The 14,898-nt window shown below is 73.2% G+C and carries 13 protein-coding genes; 6 read left to right on the top strand and 7 right to left on the bottom strand.

What is annotated here, in order from left to right:
* Window positions 1–14: 14 nt before the first annotated feature.
* A complete protein-coding gene (locus ACH4KB_RS06405) occupies window positions 15–1,337 on the bottom strand; it encodes a hypothetical protein (protein WP_398064146.1) in 1,323 nt (440 codons plus the stop codon).
* A 231-nt stretch (window positions 1,338–1,568) separates the two neighbouring features.
* Between ACH4KB_RS06405 and ACH4KB_RS06400 the strand changes: the two genes are divergently transcribed.
* Complete coding sequence (locus tag ACH4KB_RS06400; RefSeq protein WP_398064143.1) at window positions 1,569–2,564, top strand: small ribosomal subunit Rsm22 family protein; 996 nt, start codon at window positions 1,569–1,571, stop codon at window positions 2,562–2,564.
* On the opposite strand, the gene ddaH is transcribed toward ACH4KB_RS06400, so the two are convergent.
* Window positions 2,561–3,475, bottom strand: coding sequence for a dimethylargininase (gene ddaH, locus ACH4KB_RS06395; RefSeq protein WP_398064662.1), 915 nt, complete (start codon window positions 3,473–3,475; stop codon window positions 2,561–2,563). The two genes, ACH4KB_RS06400 and ddaH, sit on opposite strands and share 4 nt — an antisense overlap.
* A 416-nt stretch (window positions 3,476–3,891) precedes the next feature.
* Here ddaH and ACH4KB_RS06390 point away from each other — a divergent pair, with 416 nt between their 5' ends.
* Window positions 3,892–4,521, top strand: a complete 630-nt coding sequence (locus ACH4KB_RS06390) for a TetR/AcrR family transcriptional regulator (RefSeq protein WP_398064140.1) — start codon at window positions 3,892–3,894, stop codon at window positions 4,519–4,521.
* A gap of 197 nt (window positions 4,522–4,718) precedes the next feature.
* Complete coding sequence (locus tag ACH4KB_RS06385; protein WP_398064138.1) at window positions 4,719–5,465, top strand: bifunctional DNA primase/polymerase; 747 nt, start codon at window positions 4,719–4,721, stop codon at window positions 5,463–5,465.
* Window positions 5,466–5,563: 98 nt separating this feature from the next.
* Here ACH4KB_RS06385 and ACH4KB_RS06380 read toward each other — a convergent pair whose 3' ends face one another.
* From ACH4KB_RS06380 to ACH4KB_RS06365, 4 genes are all read right to left on the bottom strand, one after another.
* On the bottom strand, window positions 5,564–6,592 hold the full coding sequence (locus ACH4KB_RS06380) for a hypothetical protein (RefSeq protein WP_398064136.1): 1,029 nt from the start codon (window positions 6,590–6,592) through the stop codon (window positions 5,564–5,566).
* Window positions 6,593–6,712: 120 nt separating this feature from the next.
* On the bottom strand, window positions 6,713–7,552 hold the full coding sequence (locus ACH4KB_RS06375; protein ID WP_398064134.1) for a heme ABC transporter ATP-binding protein: 840 nt from the start codon (window positions 7,550–7,552) through the stop codon (window positions 6,713–6,715).
* Window positions 7,549–8,658, bottom strand: coding sequence for a FecCD family ABC transporter permease (locus ACH4KB_RS06370; RefSeq protein WP_398064132.1), 1,110 nt, complete (start codon window positions 8,656–8,658; stop codon window positions 7,549–7,551). The genes ACH4KB_RS06375 and ACH4KB_RS06370 overlap by 4 nt, the downstream gene beginning before the upstream one ends.
* Complete coding sequence (locus ACH4KB_RS06365; RefSeq protein WP_398064130.1) at window positions 8,655–9,767, bottom strand: hemin ABC transporter substrate-binding protein; 1,113 nt, start codon at window positions 9,765–9,767, stop codon at window positions 8,655–8,657. The genes ACH4KB_RS06370 and ACH4KB_RS06365 overlap by 4 nt, the downstream gene beginning before the upstream one ends.
* 133 nt (window positions 9,768–9,900) lie before the next feature.
* Here ACH4KB_RS06365 and ACH4KB_RS06360 point away from each other — a divergent pair, with 133 nt between their 5' ends.
* The 3 genes from ACH4KB_RS06360 to ACH4KB_RS06350 all read left to right on the top strand — a co-directional run bounded on the left by ACH4KB_RS06360 (window position 9,901) and on the right by ACH4KB_RS06350 (window position 13,971).
* Entirely contained in the window at window positions 9,901–11,361 is a 1,461-nt protein-coding gene (locus tag ACH4KB_RS06360) for an HtaA domain-containing protein (protein ID WP_398064128.1), read from the top strand.
* Window positions 11,362–11,451: 90 nt separating this feature from the next.
* Entirely contained in the window at window positions 11,452–13,176 is a 1,725-nt protein-coding gene (locus ACH4KB_RS06355; RefSeq protein WP_398064125.1) for an HtaA domain-containing protein, read from the top strand.
* Between the two features lie 123 nt (window positions 13,177–13,299).
* Window positions 13,300–13,971, top strand: a complete 672-nt coding sequence (locus ACH4KB_RS06350) for a PhzF family phenazine biosynthesis protein (RefSeq protein ID WP_398064123.1) — start codon at window positions 13,300–13,302, stop codon at window positions 13,969–13,971.
* 109 nt (window positions 13,972–14,080) lie between these two features.
* Here the strand turns inward: ACH4KB_RS06350 and ACH4KB_RS06345 are convergent, their stop codons facing one another.
* On the bottom strand, window positions 14,081–14,746 hold the full coding sequence (locus ACH4KB_RS06345; protein WP_398064121.1) for a heme oxygenase (biliverdin-producing): 666 nt from the start codon (window positions 14,744–14,746) through the stop codon (window positions 14,081–14,083).
* Window positions 14,747–14,898 lie beyond the last annotated feature (152 nt).

The following is a 14,898-nucleotide window of genomic DNA, read 5'->3' as shown; positions in this document are numbered from 1 at the left end:
GGTCCGGCGCGGGCTCAGCCGGTGCGCGGGTAGCCGATCAGATGCGTACGGTCCTGCCGGTCGGTCCAGCGGAACACCCCGACCCCGGTCGTCTCCGTCCCCGGCAGCCGCGCGTTGCGCGACAGCCGCTCGGTGCTCCAGGTGGCGAAGTCCATCGCGACCGGGAGCCCGCCGCCGGACAGCGCCTCCGAGGCGTCGCGCGCGTTCTCGGCCCCGTACGCGATGCCGTCGTCCGTCACCGTGGCCAGCGTCAGATGGGCGGCGCCGCCCTCGTCCTCGAAGCAGCGGCCCTGCTTCGCCTCCAGATCGAAGGCCAGGTTCCCGGCGATCAGGTAGTCGCCCGAGGGGGAGAGGACCGCCTGCGGGAAACGCCCCGGCTTTATGGCGGGCCTGTGGCACTCCACCGAGGTGAGGACCTCGCCGGTCGCCGCGTCGTGCACCGCCCACAGCTCGTGGGTCGCCGCCCGCTTGGTCTTCTTCGCGGGCGCCCACTTCGCCAGCACCTGGTCCGGGGTCGTCGACGTCACCACTCCGCTGCCCCTGTCGGCGCCCTTGGGCGCGACGTTCCGGCTGAACCAGCCGCCGCGCACCCAGAACTCCCGTGCTCCGCCCAGCAGCAGGCCCTCGGCGGTCTGCCCGTGCACCTCGGTGAGCTGTTTGCAGGCCGGGCAGCCCTTGGGGTACTTCAACTTGTCCGCGCCCAGCTCGGACACCTCACCCGTGACCGGGTCCACCAGGGTGCTGTTCGCCTTGGCGTCGCTGATCACGATGGACGGCCCGGTCGTGTCGACATCCGGGGCGCCGGACCACGGCACCTCGACGCGCTGCCGGTTTCCGTTCGTCACGTCGTACAGATCGAGCGCGAGGAAGGTGCTCGACGGCGACAGCCCGTCGCCGACCTTCCCGTAGGACCAGGTCACGAAGAACTGCCGGTCGCCCTTGGCGACCGTGGCGAGCCTCGGATAGTGCAGCGGGTCCGGCTGCCGCCAGGCCTTGCCGCGCCAGCCCAGCTCGCCGGTGGCCGTGTCGACGGTGCGCAGCCGGTAGCGGTTGTCCTTCGACCGCTCCAGATAGGCCAGCAGGCCCGTCGCGTGGGAGACGGCCACGTCGGGGGAGGAGCCGATGATCTCCCAGCCCCGGTCCGTCGTGTACTGCGGCGGAACGGTCAGCCGGGTCACCGGCCCGGCGCTCGGCAGCACCGGTTTCGCCGCCCCGGTGGCCGCGCCGTTCTTCCGGTCGTCCTCGTCGGGGCTGCCGCCACAGGTGGCCAGCAGCAGGAGCAGGGCGAGAAAGAGCACCCCGCCGACGAGCGTCAACCGCACGATCTTCTGCCTCATGGCTCCCCTGCTGGACCATCTTGCCCTGGTGCCGTCCACGCGCGGGCCAGCGTAGCAACAGGCCCAGGGCGGTGTGGAGTTCGCCGGATTCCCGTTCCGTACCGGTTACGTGAAGTCCTGGTGCGGACCCGGCACGGTCCCGCGCCGCCCGCGCACACGTCTCTCCGTACCCCTCCGGGCCCCGGCGAAGCGGAATGCGTCCACCGGGTCGCCTCCGCCTACAATTCGGCGGTGAACGTCACCCTCCCCACCGCACAGTCCCTGCGCGCGGCGCTGGCCGGGCTGCTCGACGGACTGCCGCCCAAGCAGGCCGCGCAGGCCGTCGACCGGCTGATCGCCAGCTACCGGGGGGAGACCCCGACGGACGCCCCGATCCTGCGGGACCGCTCCGACGTCGCCGCGTACGCCGCGTACCGGATGCCCGCCACCTACGAAGCCGTACGGTCCGCCCTCGACGCCCTGGCCGGGGCCGCCCCCGACTGGACGCCCGCCACCCACACCGACGTCGGGGGCGGCACGGGCGCGGCGAGCTGGGCGGTGGCCGGCGTCTGGGCGGGCCCGGCCACGACCGTGCTGGACTGGGCCGAACCGGCCCTCTCACTCGGCCGCGAACTCGCCGAGGCGTCCGGGGTCCCGGGGCTCCGCGACGCGCGCTGGGAGAAGGCGCGGATCGGAGCGGCGCTGGAGCTGGCCCCGGTGGACCTGGTCACCGTCAGCTATGTGCTCAAGGAGCTGACCGCCGGGGCCAGGACCGAACTGGTCGACGCGGCGGCGGCGGCCGGACAGGCGGTGGTGATCGTGGAGCCCGGCACCCCCGACGGCTACGCCCGGATCATCGAGGCCCGGGACCGGCTGATCGCCGCTGGGATGGGCGTCGCGGCCCCCTGCCCGCACAGCGACGCCTGCCCGATCACCCCCGGGGCCGACTGGTGCCACTTCTCGGCCCGGGTCAGCCGCTCATCGCTCCACCGGCAGGTCAAGGGCGGCTCGCTGAGCCACGAGGACGAGAAGTTCAGTTACGTGGTCGCCACCCGCTTCCCCACCGGCCCGGCGCCCGCCCGGATCACCCGCAGGCCGCAGATCCGCAAGGGCCAGGTACTGCTGGAGCTGTGCACCCGCGACGACGGTCTGGCCCGGTCCACGGTCACCAAGCGCCACGGCGACCTGTACCGGGCGGCCAGGGACGTCGCCTGGGGCGATCCCTGGCCGCCCGCGGACACGCCCTAGCCGCGCAGCTCCTGGGTGCAGCACTTCACGCTGCCACCGCCCTTGAGCAGCTCGCCCAGGTCCATCGGGACCGGCTCGAAGCCCCGGTCCCGCAGCGGGTCCAGGAGCCCTGTCGCCCCCTGCGGCAGCAGGACGTGGCGCCCGTCGCTGACCGAGTTGAGGCCAAACGCCGCCGCGTCCGCCTCCCGGGCGAGCAGCGCGTCCGGGAACAGCCGGCGCAGCACCGCCCGGCTGCCGGACGAGAAGGCGTCCGGGTAGTACATGATCTCGTCGGCCGCCGCGTCCAGCACGCACAGCGCGGTGTCCAGGTGGTAGTAGCGCGGATCCACCAGATCGAGCCCGATGACCGGCAGCCCGAAGAACTCCTGGGCCTCCATGTGCGAGAGCGGACTGGACCGGAAGCCGCGTCCGGCCAGCAGGTAGGAGGCGGTGACGGCGAAGTCCCCCTCGCCCTCGTTGACGTGCTCCGGCTCATGGACCTCGGTGAAACCGTGCTCCCGGAACCAGTCCCGGTGGGCTCCGGCCTCCGCGTACCGCTCCCGGTACGCGAACAGCGCGCCGAGCACCCGGCCGCCGATCACCGTGGCGCCGTTGGCGGCGAAGACCATGTCGGGCAGGTCGGGACGGGGGGCGATCAGCTCGACGGTGTGGCCGAGGGCGCGGTAGCGGTCGCGCAGGTCCTCCCACTGGGTCCGGGCCAGCGGCAGGTCGACGGGTTTGGACGGGTCCATCCACGGGTTGATGGAGTAGGTGACCCGGAAGTGCGCCGGGGCGCACATCAGGTAGCGACGAGGGGTGGCGTCACGGTTCAACTCTGGCTCCTCGCGAACGGCGGCCGGGGCCGCGGAACGGTGGGATGCGCACGGTCTGTGCGTGAGCCCATGGTGCGCCGCGCGCGCCGGATTTCGCAGTCGATCGATCGAGTGGTTCACCGGACCGCCCGACCGCGGCCACCGCCCGGACGCCCGCGCCGCCCGACCGCGGCCACCGCCCGGACGCCCGCGCCGCCCGACCGCGGCCACCGCCCGGACGCCCGCGCCGCCCGGACGCCCCGCGCGGCCGGGATGCCCCGCGCGGTCGGGATGCCCCGCGCGGTCGGGATCTCCGGCGTTGCCCGCATCTCCGGCGCCGCCCGGTCGCGGCCACCGTCCGGGTGTCCCGCGCCGCCCGGGTCTCCCGCGCCGCCGGGATCTCCGGCGCCGCCCGCATCTCCGGCGCCGCCCCGATGTCCCGCTGCCCGCCACACGCTCCGCGGCCACCGCAATCACACGCTCCGTGGCCACCGCAAGACGATACGTATCGGTTCGGTCGGCGCTAGATTGGGCGCATGGCACCCACCAAGGCACCCGACTCCAGCCGCCGCAGCGACCGCTCTCGCCGCGCGATCCACGACGCCGCCCTCGCCCTCGTCGCAGAGGTGGGGTACCAGCGCACGACGATCGAGGGTATCGCCGCCCGCGCCGGGGTCGGCAAGCAGACCATCTACCGCTGGTGGCCCTCCAAGGCCGCCGTGCTGATGGAGGCCTTCCTCGACCTGGCGGCCCGGGCCGCCGAGGAGGCCGGGCCGCCGTCCGGCGACGCCGCGCAGGGCATCCCCGACACCGGCGATCTGACCGCCGACCTCAAACTCGTGCTGCGGGCCACCGTCGACGAGCTGAACGACCCGGCGCTGGAAGCCCCCACCCGCGCGCTGACCGCCGAAGGCATCGTCGACGCGAAGCTGGGCGCCGAATTCGTCACGAAGCTGCTCGAACCGCAGCTCGCGCTGTACGTCACCCGCCTGCGGGCCGCCCAGGAGGCCGGGGACCTGCGCGCCGACGCCGACCCCCGGATCGCCCTGGAACTGCTCATCGGCCCGCTGATGCACCGCTGGCTGCTGCGGACTCTGCCCCTCACCCACACGTACGCCGACGCGATCGTCGACTACGCCCTCGGCGGGCTCACCCCGCGACCTTGACCCCGAGGGCCCGGCGGGGGCCCCAGCGCCCACCGGCAATGGTGGGAGACGTCCGATATGGGGTGACATCGGGCGTGATGGTGCTCACTCGGTGCGGTGGTACACGGCCCCGCTGGTGAACTCTGGCCACCCGAACCGCAGGATGGTGCGACGATGGAGAGGCAACGCTGAGGTGAACTGCTGAGGTGAGGGGATAGATGGGCGCCGATTCCGGCCGTTTCCGCGGCACAGAGAGCAGGATCTCCCAGTGGCTGCGGCGACGTCCCAAATCACCGGGGGCCGAGGCCGACGAGTCGGCCAGGGTCGCGCTGCTCCTGGCGGTCGCCGACGCGGGTATGCCCATCGCCCCCGCCGCCCACCCCCTCGGATACCGATGTTCGTGCGAACGCATCGGCTGTCCCACCCCCGCCCGGCATCCCATCTCCTTCGCCTGGCAGACGCAGTCGACCACCGACCGCGCCCAGATCGAGCGCTGGGCCACCGGCCAGCCGCTGGCCAACTTCATCACGGCGACCGGCATGATCCACGACGTGCTGGACGTCCCGCTCACCGCGGGCCGCAGCGCCCTGGAGCGCCTTCTCGACGCCGGCATCGACGTCGGCCCGGTCGCCCAGTCCGGCGAGGACCGGATGCTCTTCTTCACCGCCACCCGCGGCACCCCCGAGGACGAGGACGAGTGGTGGCCCTGCGAGCTGGACTGCCACCCCGAGACCATGGACGCCCACCCGGGCCTGCGCTGGCACTGCCGGGGCAGCTACGTCCTGCTGCCGCCCGCCCGGCTCCCCGGTGAGCTCGACGTCCACTGGGTGCGGGGCCCCGAGCACGAGCTGCCCGATCCGCTGACCCTGCTGGAGACGCTCACCGACGCCTGCGCGCGGTATGCGGGCAGTGCCGAGCAGAGCGAGCTGGACCACGACTCGATCGCCTGGCCCCTGAGCCGCTGAGCCGCCGGTCCGGTGTGCGACCGCCCGGCCGGAGGGCCGGGCGCCGTCGGATGCCGTCACGCCCGGCGGCGTGGCGGCGGGCGTGACGCCCTGCCCGCCTACTCGCCCTTCGCCGCGACCAGACCCGGCAGCCGGTTCAGCATCCGCACCTTGCCGCCGGATCCGGATCCGGATCCGGACTCGGAGCCGGCCGTCCCCTCGCGCGGCGGGACGTGCACCAGCTGGCTGGAGACCCGCTCCTTGGTGAGACTGCTCTTCACCTCGCCGGTGAGCAGCGCCTTCACATCCGCGTTGACCTCGGGGCGCAGCCCCTTCGCCGCGGTCTGCCGCTCGAAGTGCTTGCTGCTGAAGAAGACCAGCGCCCCGCCGTCCTCGGTGCGCAGCCCGAGCGGCGCGAACGCCGCACGCGTCAGCGGCTGGTCGACGTACTGGTACGAGAACCCCGCCCGCCGCGTGGTGCGGCGCGTCTCGCGCCACCCCGAGGTCGCCGTCGAGGGCGTGAACACATCCGGGGCGCCACTCTGCAGATAGCCGGTGTACGAGGCGCTCAGCTCCGCGGGCGCCACGGCCAGGCCGTCGTCCCCGGGCTCCACCGGAGCGGCGAACCCGTCCTCGTCCAGGGTGAACTCCGGTACCTGGGACGCCGGGACGGCCGCGAGATAGGACGCCTTCCACAGTGCGTCGGGGCCCGACCGTACGAACACCACCAGCCAGCGGGTGTCCAGCTTCCCGCCGTCCTGGTCGCGGTTGGAGTCGGTGTCCGCGAGGAACCAGCGCGGCCACCCCGCCTTCTTGGGGACGACGTACGTCGCGTCGTCCAGCACCAGCGGCTTGTGTGCCTTGTTGCCCTCGGGGCTGTACGTCTGCCGCGCCTTCAGCCCGGCCTGGTTGATCGCGCCGAGCGAACCCGTCACCCGGTCCGCGTCCAGCGCCGGATCGAACGCCTTGTCCGCCGCGTTGTAGGCGTCGGTGAAGTCCTTGAGCGCCTGTGCGGCCTCCGGCTTCTTCGCCCCGGGGAGCACTTCCAGCTCCCCGTACACCGTCACACAGCCGCTCGCCGTCACGCACAGCACCGTCGCCGTCGCGAGCCCCGCCGTCAGCCGGCCCAGCCCAGGGTGTCTCGTCATCCGTTGCTTCCGCGCCTTCTGATCCGTCGCCCGCACTGACCGTCGAAACCCTACCGGGGCGGCGGACGGCGGGCGGCCGGGGGACCGGATACAGCGTCCATACCGTGGCCCAGGGGCGCGTCAGACCCCGCGCACCGGCACGATCAGCGGCCTGCCCGTGCGGGGGTGGGGGAAGACCTCCACCGGCTGCCGGTAGACCTCACCGAGCAGCTCACCGCTGAACACCGTCTCCGGCGGGCCCAGTTCCGCGATCCGCCCCTCGTGCAGGACGGCGGCCCGGTCCGCGTACGCCGCGGCGAGGCCGAGGTCGTGCAGCACGACCACCACCGCGTCCCCGGCGGCGGCCCGGTCCCGGCAGACCCGCAGCACCAGCTCCTGGTGGCGCAGGTCCAGGGCGGCGGTCGGCTCGTCGAGCAGCATCAGCGGGGCCCGCTGCGCCAGCACCCGGGCCAGCGCCACCCGGGCCTTCTCGCCGCCCGACAGCGCCGAGAACGGGCGGCCCGCGAACCGCGTCACCTCGGTGGCCGCCATCGCCTCGGCCACCGCCGCGTCGTCCTCGTCCTCCCGCTCCGTACCGGCCCAGGGCGCCCGCCCCATCCGTACGACGTCCTCCACCGGGAACGGGAAGGACAGCGCGGCGGACTGCGGCAGCACCGAGCGGCGCAGCGCCAGTTCGGGCGCGGACCACGCGGTGGCCGGACGCCCGCCGATCCGCACCTCGCCGCTCGCGGCGGGCAGATCGGCGGCCAGCGCCGCCAGCAGCGTCGACTTGCCCGCGCCGTTCGGCCCGACCAGGGCGACCACCTCGCCCGCGTGCGCGGTCAGGCCGACGGAGTCCAGCACCTGCCGCTGCCCGAGCCGGACCAGAAGACCGACGGCCTCGACGACAGGGGAGCCGGGGGCCACGGGCGAGGGCAGTTCCCGGGGGCGTACCGCGAACAGGTCTCTCAGCGTCCTCATGCCCAACCACCTTGCTTACGACGGGTCCTGCGCAGCAGCCAGAAGAAGAACGGGCTGCCGAAGAGCGCGGTCAGCACCCCGAGCGGCAGCTCGGCGGGGGCCGCCACCGTACGGGCCGCGAGGTCGCCCGCCACCAGGACCAGGGCGCCGCCGAGCGCGCTGCCCGGGACGAGGAAACGGTGGCCGGGGCCGTTGGCCATCCGCAGCAGATGCGGGACGAGCAGCCCGACGAAGGAGATGATCCCGGCGACGGCGACCGCGGCGGCCGTCAGCAGCGCCACCACCAGCACCAGCACGATCCGCAACCGCTCCACGTCCACGCCCAGGTGCCGGGCGGGCCGCTCCCCGAGCGCCAGCAGGTCCAGCTTGCGGGAGTGGAAGGGGGCGATGAGGAGCCCGGCCAGCGCGCACGGCAGCACGGCGAGCACCTTGGGCCAGGTGGCCTGGGAGAGCGAACCGAGCTGCCAGAAGGTGATCTGGGTGATCTGCGCGTTGTCCGCGAAGAAGATGAACAGGCCGATCAGCGCGCCCGCGAACGCGTTGACGGCGATACCGGTGAGGATCAGCGTCACCACTTCGGTCCGGCCGCCGGACCGGGAGAGCGTGTAGACGAGCAGCACCGTGACCAGGCCGGCGGCGAACGCGCAGACGGTGATGGTCCAGTTGCCGAAGAAGCTCAGGCCGAGCGCGATCGAGGCGACCGCGCCCACGGCCGCGCCGGCCGAGATGCCGATCACCCCGGGCTCGGCGAGCGGGTTGCCGAAGACGCCCTGCATCAGCGCGCCCGCACAGCCGAGGGAGGCGCCGACGAGCAGGGCGAGGACGACCCGGGGAAGCCGTACGTTCCACAGGACGCTCTCGCCGACCCGGTCCAACTCCTGGCCGCCGAGCCCGATCCGGTGCTGTACGGAGGACAGGACGTCGCCGAGCGGAATGGAGTACGCGCCGATCGCCGCGGAGAGCAGACAGCCGGCGAGCAGGACGAGGGAGAGTACGGCGGTGAGCGTGAACGCCCTGCTCCGGGGGGACTTGGGAGCGACGCCGTCCGCGCCTTCGCCCGGGGCCTTCTCGACGGTCCCGGCGCGTTCCTCGTACGAGGTGGTCACTGGCCCTGGCCGCCCTTCGCGTACAGCTGCTCGACGATCTCGGCGAGCACTCGGTCCGTGCGCGGGCCGTAGTTGAGCAGCACTCCGTCGTCGACGGTGACGATCCGGCGGTCCATGCCGGCCGGGGTCTCCGCGATGCCGGGGATTTTCACCAGACCGTCCATGCCGCCGACCGACTCGAACCCCTTGGTCATCAGGAGGATCGCGTCCGGCGCGGCCTTGGCGAGCGCCTCGCTGGTGATGGCGGTGAAGTCCTTGTCCAGGCCGGACTCCTTGCCGGCGTCGACCGCGCCCGCCGCCTCCAGCAGCGAACCGGCCCCGGACTCCGCGCCGCCCAGCAGATAGACGGAGGCCGAGCCGCGCAGGTAGAGGAAGGCGACCCGGGGCTTCTCGCCGTCCGCGTGGTCCGGGATGGACTGCTGGACGGCGGCGATCCTGGACTCGGTCCGCTCCTTGAGCTCGGTGCCGGCGGACGGTACGCCGAGGGCCTCGGCGACGGTGTCGATGCGACGGCCGACGTCGGCGAGCTCCTTGGCGGGTTCGACGACGAGCAGCGGGATACCGGCGTCGCGGATCTGGTCGATCGCCTCGGCCGGTCCGGTGGTGGTGTCGGCGAGGACGATCGTCGGCTTCAGCGAGAGCACGCTCTCCGCCGACACGTCGTGGGCCCGGGTCACCACCGGGAGCTTCTCGGCCTGTTCGAAGGTGGCGGTGATGTCCCGGGCGACCACCTGCGTTCCGAAACCGAGCGTGAAGACGATCTCGCTCAGCGACCCGGTCAGCGGCACGATCCGGTCGGTGGAGCCGATCGTGACCTTCGCGCCGTCCGCCGAGTCGACCGTCACCGGCAGTCTCGGCGCGGGCGGGGCGGCCAGCGGCTCGACCCGGTCGGCGTCGGCGGTGCTCCCGGCGGACTTCGGCGCGGAGTTGCCGCCTCGGCCCCCGTCTTCGCCCCCGCCGCAGCCGGTCAGGACCAGGGCGAGGGTGACAGCGGCGGTGAGGGCGGCGGCCGCCCTGCCCCGGGCCGGGCGACGGGGAAAGGGCCGTCCGGCGTCCGGGCCCTCGGAGCCCTGGCGGCTCCTCGTGGCGAAGGCCTGCGAGATGTGCACGGGGCACCGTCCTGTCGTTCTGCGGCGTGCGGTCGGCCGTTCGCCGGTAACGGCGTGACCGGAGAGGGTTCCGGCCCCGACTGGGAATAGCTTAGGTTAGCCTTACCTGAGTATCCAGTCCTCGGAGGGCCCCATGCCGTCGTCCAGATCCACCCGCGCGCTCGCCGTCGCGCTCCTCGCGGTGCTGCTGGGGGCCCTGCTCCCCGCCGGCACCGCGCAAGCGGCCGGCCGTACGGTGCAGGGCGGCCGACTGGACTGGGGCATCAAGTCCTCCTTCCAGAGCTATGTCACCGGCCCCATCGCCAGCGGCAGTTGGAGCCTGACCGGCGGCGCGGCCACGGTCGGCGGCAGCCAGTTCCGCTTCCACTCGGCGACCGGCTCCTACGACCCGGACACCGGAGCGCTCAACTCCGGCTTCTCCGGCGGCGTGCACTTCACCGGCCACAAGAAGCCCGACGGCAACAACGAGCTGGACCTCACGATCAGCCGCCCCACCATCCGGATCAGCGGCGGCAGCGGCATGCTCCACGCGGACATGGCGAGCAAGGAGCGGGGGACCGGCAAGGTCTCCAGCCGCTCCCAAGTGCCGCTGGCCGAGCTCGGCCTCGGCGGGATCGACATGAAGGGCGGTTCCACCCCCATCGCCCTCACCAACGTCCCCACCACGCTGACCGCCGAGGGCGCCTCCGCCTTCGCCGGTTACTACGCCGCGGGCACCCCGCTCGACCCGATCAGCCTCTCCGTCGACACCAAGGGAACGGCCGCCCAGCCGAAGCCGTCCGCCCCGGAGAAGAAGGACGAGAAGGAGAAGGACGAGAAGAAGCAGGACGAGAAGGAGAAGGCGGGCCGCTTCGAGGACGCCGCCGTCGACTGGGGCGTACGCCGCACCTTCCGCGAGTACGTCACCGGCTCCATCGGCCAGGGCACGTGGAAGCTCGCCGACGGCGCCCAGGACGGCGGGGCCCTGTTCCGCTTCCCGCAGGGCAAGGGGACGTACGACGCGAAGAAGCAGACGCTGGACGCGGACTTCGGCGGCAGCATCCGCTTCACCGGCGCCCACGACCTCGACCTGAAGTTCGCCGGGGTCACCGTCGCCGTCGCCCAGGGCGAGGGCACCCTGTCGGCCGACGTCACCAGCGCGGGCACGACCACCGAGGACGTCCCGCTCATCACCTTCGAGGCCAAGGACTTCGCGCCGAAGGACGGCCTCGCCGCCCTCACCGAGGCTCCCGCCACCCTCACCGCCGACGGCGCCAAGGCGTTCGGCTCCCTGTACAGCGCGGGCACCGCGATGGACCCGGTCTCGCTCGCCGTGACCGTCGACGAGAAGGCCCGACTGCCCGCACTGCCGGACCTCGGCAGTGCGCCGCCCGCGACCGCCGAGCCCACGCAGAAGGCCGCCGAGGAGCCTTCCGCCGCACCGGCGGCCGCCTCCTCCGACTCCGGCCCGGGCGCCGGCGCCTGGGCGGGAATCGGCGGCGGTGTGCTGCTGCTCGTCGCGGCCGGGGCGTTCTTCGCCCTGCGCCGCCGCAGGCCCGCGCAGGGCCCCGACGTCGACGCCCCCACGGGCTCCGACGCCCCCAAGACCTCCTGACCCGGCGCCCATGAGCGCCTTATGGGTCGTCACCCCCTCCCCCCACGCCTCTCTTCCCCCGCCCCCTGTTCCACTAGGAGACCCACCGACATGGCAGCAACCCGCCGCCCCGTAACGCTCGCCGCGGCCGTCGCCACGGCCGCCGTCCTGGGCGCGACCTTCGCCCTTCCCGCCCTCGCCGCCGACGGCTCCGCCGAGGCCGCGCCCGCCGCCGCCCCGAAGCTGGAACTGGTCGACGGCACGCTGGACTGGGGCATCAAGGAGTCCTTCCGCAAGTACATCGCGGGCCCCATCGCGGGAGGAGAGATCACCGTCGCGGACGGCGCCGAGCAGGCCTCCGGCAACGGGGTGTTCACCTTCACCGACGGCAAGGGCTCGTACGACGTCTCGACGCACGGCTCCGACACCGCGTTCAAGGGCAGCGTCCGGTTCGAGGGCCACCACGGGCTGCTCGACGTCCAGCTCAGTGACGTCAAGGTCGCTTCGGGGCGCGAGACCGGCATCGTCACCGCCGACTTCACCAGCAAGAAGATGGACGGCACCGTCGTCACCAAGAACGACGCCCCGATCGCCGATCTGGACATGACCAAGGCCAAGCGGGGCGGCGGAGCGGGCGGCGCGATGGTCTTCTCCGACATCCCCGCCACGCTGACCGCCGACGGCTCCGAGGCCTTCGCCGGCTTCTACGAGAAGGGCGCCGAGCTCGACCCGGCGACGCTCTCCGTCAAGCAGGCGACGAAGCCTCCGACCACGCCCCCCGCGACCCCGCCTGCCACGCCCCCGGCCACCCCGCCGGCGACGCCCCCGGCCACCGGCAAGCCCACCGCCCCGACGCCCACCGCCCCGACGCCCACCGCCCCGACGCCCACCGCCTCCGACCCCGCCGCGCCCGTCAGTGGCCCGGTCGTCGACGGCACCCTGAACTGGGGCGTCAACGAGAAGTTCCGCTCCTACGTCGTCGGCCCGATCGCGCACGGCAAGGTCGAGACGAGCGGCGGCGCGACCACCGCCGGCGACGTCTACCGCTTCAGCAAGGCCACCGGTCACCTCGACGCCGACAAGAACACGCTGAACGCCGCGTTCCAGGGCAAGGTGCGCTTCCTCGGCCACGAGAAGAGCGGCGCGTACGAGCTCGACCTCTCCCTCAGCAACCTGAAGGTCGAGATCAAGGGCGCCGCCGGCAAGCTCGTCGCCGACGTCTCCACCAAGGCGCTCCCGACCGAAGCGAACCGGAATCCCAAGGTCGAGGAGCTGACCGGAGTGGACTTCGCCGACCTGAAGGTGCCCGCGGGCGCGCTCGCCGCCAAGAACGGCATCGTGAACCTCAAGAACATCCCGGCGACACTCACCGGGGGCGGCGCCAAGGCGTTCGGCGGCTTCTACGACAAGGGCGAGCAGCTCGACGCCCTGAACGTCGCGGTCTCCCTGGACAAGGACGCCCAGCTTCCGGGCGGCTCCGCCGGCTACGAGAACTGCGCCGCGGCCGAGGCGGCCGGTGTGACTCCCATCAAGAACGGCGAGGCGGGGTACTCGACCAACCTCGACGCAGACGGTGACGGCATCGCCTGCGAGGCCGGGGAGCCCACCGGCGGTTCCACGACCGGCGGTTCCACGACCGGCGGTTCCACCACCGGCGGCGGTGGCACGGTCGGCGGCGGCTCCTCCACCGGCGGCACGGTCGGCGGCTCCGGCGCCCTGGCCGCCACCGGCTCCGACGTCCCGACGGGCGCCCTGATCGCGGCCTCGGGCGTCGTCGTGGCGGCCGGCGCGGGCGTCGTGATCGCGGCGCGCCGTCGTCGCGACTCCACCGCCTGACCCAACCCGCACCATCCCGAACGGCCCCGGGGCCGTACCGGCGGCAGCAGTGCTCGCCGGTACGGCCCCGCTGCCCTCCCCGCCGGTTCCCGTCCCGGGACCCGGCAGTGCTTGAATGCCCCCGTGAGCGACTACGACGTACCCCGGGGCATCGACGTACTGCGGGTGTTTTGCGGACCCGACGGCCGGTACGGCAACGCCCTCGGCGTCGTACGCGACGGACGCGACCACCCCGACGAGGCCTCCCGGCAACTCCTCGCCCGGCGGCTGGGCTTCAGCGAGACCGTGTTCGTCGACGACCCGGAGCGCGGGCGGGTGGACATCCACGCCCCGGGGCTCCGGCTGCCGTTCGCCGGGCACCCGCTGGTGGGCACCGCGTGGCTGCTGGACCTGGAGGTCCTGGAGCTGGCGGTCGGGGACGTGTTCGCGCGCCAGGACGGGGAGTTCACCTGGATCACCGCCCGCCCCGAGTGGGTCCCGCCGCGCACGCTCCAGCAGTACGGGAGCGCCGCCGAGATCGAGGCGCTGCCGGGACCGCCGTCCGGCGAGGGGTGGCTCTACGCCTGGGCATGGGAGGACGAGGCGGCCGGGCGGGTGCGGGCACGGGCCTTCCCGAGGCGCGGGGAGGCGATCGTCGAGGACGAGGCGACGGGCGCGGCGGCCCTGCTGCTCAGCGCGCGACTCGGCCGCGCCCTGAACATCACACAAGGACGCGGCTCCCAGATCCTCACCGCACCCGCGCCGGACGGCACGGTGGAGGTCGGGGGCCGCGTCCTGATGGCCGTCCGGGGCTGAACCCGGGACGGGCCGCCCGCTGCCGGGCCGTCCTCGCCCCGGCCACGCATGCGGCTCCACCGGAAGCCGGTGGAGCCGCACGCTCACGGGCGAACTCGCCCGCGCCCGGTCACGCGCTGAGCGGGAAGACCTCGCCCAGTTCGCGGAAGACCGCGGTGTTCAGGGCGAAGGCCCGCTTGCACTCCTCGATGATGCGCTGCTTCTCCAGGTCGTCCGCGTTCACCGCGTCCAGCAGCTCGCGGTAACCCCGCTTGAACGCGGCCGGGTTGGTGATCTCCTCGAAGACGTAGAAGCGCACGCCGTCGCCCTTGCGCTCGAAGCCCCACGTCTTCTCCGCCTTGTCGCGGATGATCTGACCGCCCGAGAGGTCGCCGAGGTAGCGGGTGTAGTGGTGGGCGATGTAACCGGCGGGCCAGGTGCGCGCGCACTCCGCGACCCGGGCCGCGTACGCGGCGGTGGCGGGCAGCGGCTCGACACTCTCGCGCCAGCCGGCCCCGCGCAGGTGCGCCAGGTCGCGCTCCAGCTCGGTGGAGCGCATCAGCTCCGGCTGTATGAAGGGGCCGGCCACCGGGTCCTCGCGCAGGGTCTCCGCTCCATCCTCCAGTGCCCGGTACACGAACCACAGCTGCTCGGTGTAGCGGGTGTAGGCGTCCACTCCCAGCCGCCCGCCGAGCAGGTCACTCATGAAGGTCGAGGTCTCGGCCTCGGTGTGCTGCTCGTGCGACGCGGTGCGGATGAGCGTCGAGAAGGGAGTGACGGTGGCGGTTGCGTCCAAGGCGGGCCTCCGGGGACCGAGGGGGACGGGAAGTCCAGAAAGAGACGGACATATCGGCAGCGGCCGCCGCGACGGTGCGGCGGCGCGTGCCGATACGCCCGATCCTCCTACTTAGGTTTACCTAAGTCAACTGGTTCCCGACTGTCTGTCGG

This window comes from Streptomyces sp. NPDC017520, from assembly GCF_044329855.1.
Classification (GTDB): domain Bacteria; phylum Actinomycetota; class Actinomycetes; order Streptomycetales; family Streptomycetaceae; genus Streptomyces.
Note: the sequence above shows the minus strand (reverse complement) of the source record. Positions and strands in the feature narration are given on the sequence as shown.

What these genes read in the sequence shown, in the direction of transcription:
- ACH4KB_RS06405 (WP_398064146.1), bottom strand. Translation starts at nt 1,337, where the DNA reads ATGAGGCAGAAGATCGTGCGGTTGACGCTCGTCGGCGGGGTGCTCTTT.
- ACH4KB_RS06390 (WP_398064140.1), top strand. Translation starts at nt 3,892, where the DNA reads ATGGCACCCACCAAGGCACCCGACTCCAGCCGCCGCAGCGACCGCTCT.
- ACH4KB_RS06385 (WP_398064138.1), top strand. Translation starts at nt 4,719, where the DNA reads ATGGGCGCCGATTCCGGCCGTTTCCGCGGCACAGAGAGCAGGATCTCC.
- ACH4KB_RS06380 (WP_398064136.1), bottom strand. Translation starts at nt 6,592, where the DNA reads ATGACGAGACACCCTGGGCTGGGCCGGCTGACGGCGGGGCTCGCGACG.
- ACH4KB_RS06375 (WP_398064134.1), bottom strand. Translation starts at nt 7,552, where the DNA reads ATGAGGACGCTGAGAGACCTGTTCGCGGTACGCCCCCGGGAACTGCCC.
- ACH4KB_RS06360 (WP_398064128.1), top strand. Translation starts at nt 9,901, where the DNA reads ATGCCGTCGTCCAGATCCACCCGCGCGCTCGCCGTCGCGCTCCTCGCG.
- ACH4KB_RS06355 (WP_398064125.1), top strand. Translation starts at nt 11,452, where the DNA reads ATGGCAGCAACCCGCCGCCCCGTAACGCTCGCCGCGGCCGTCGCCACG.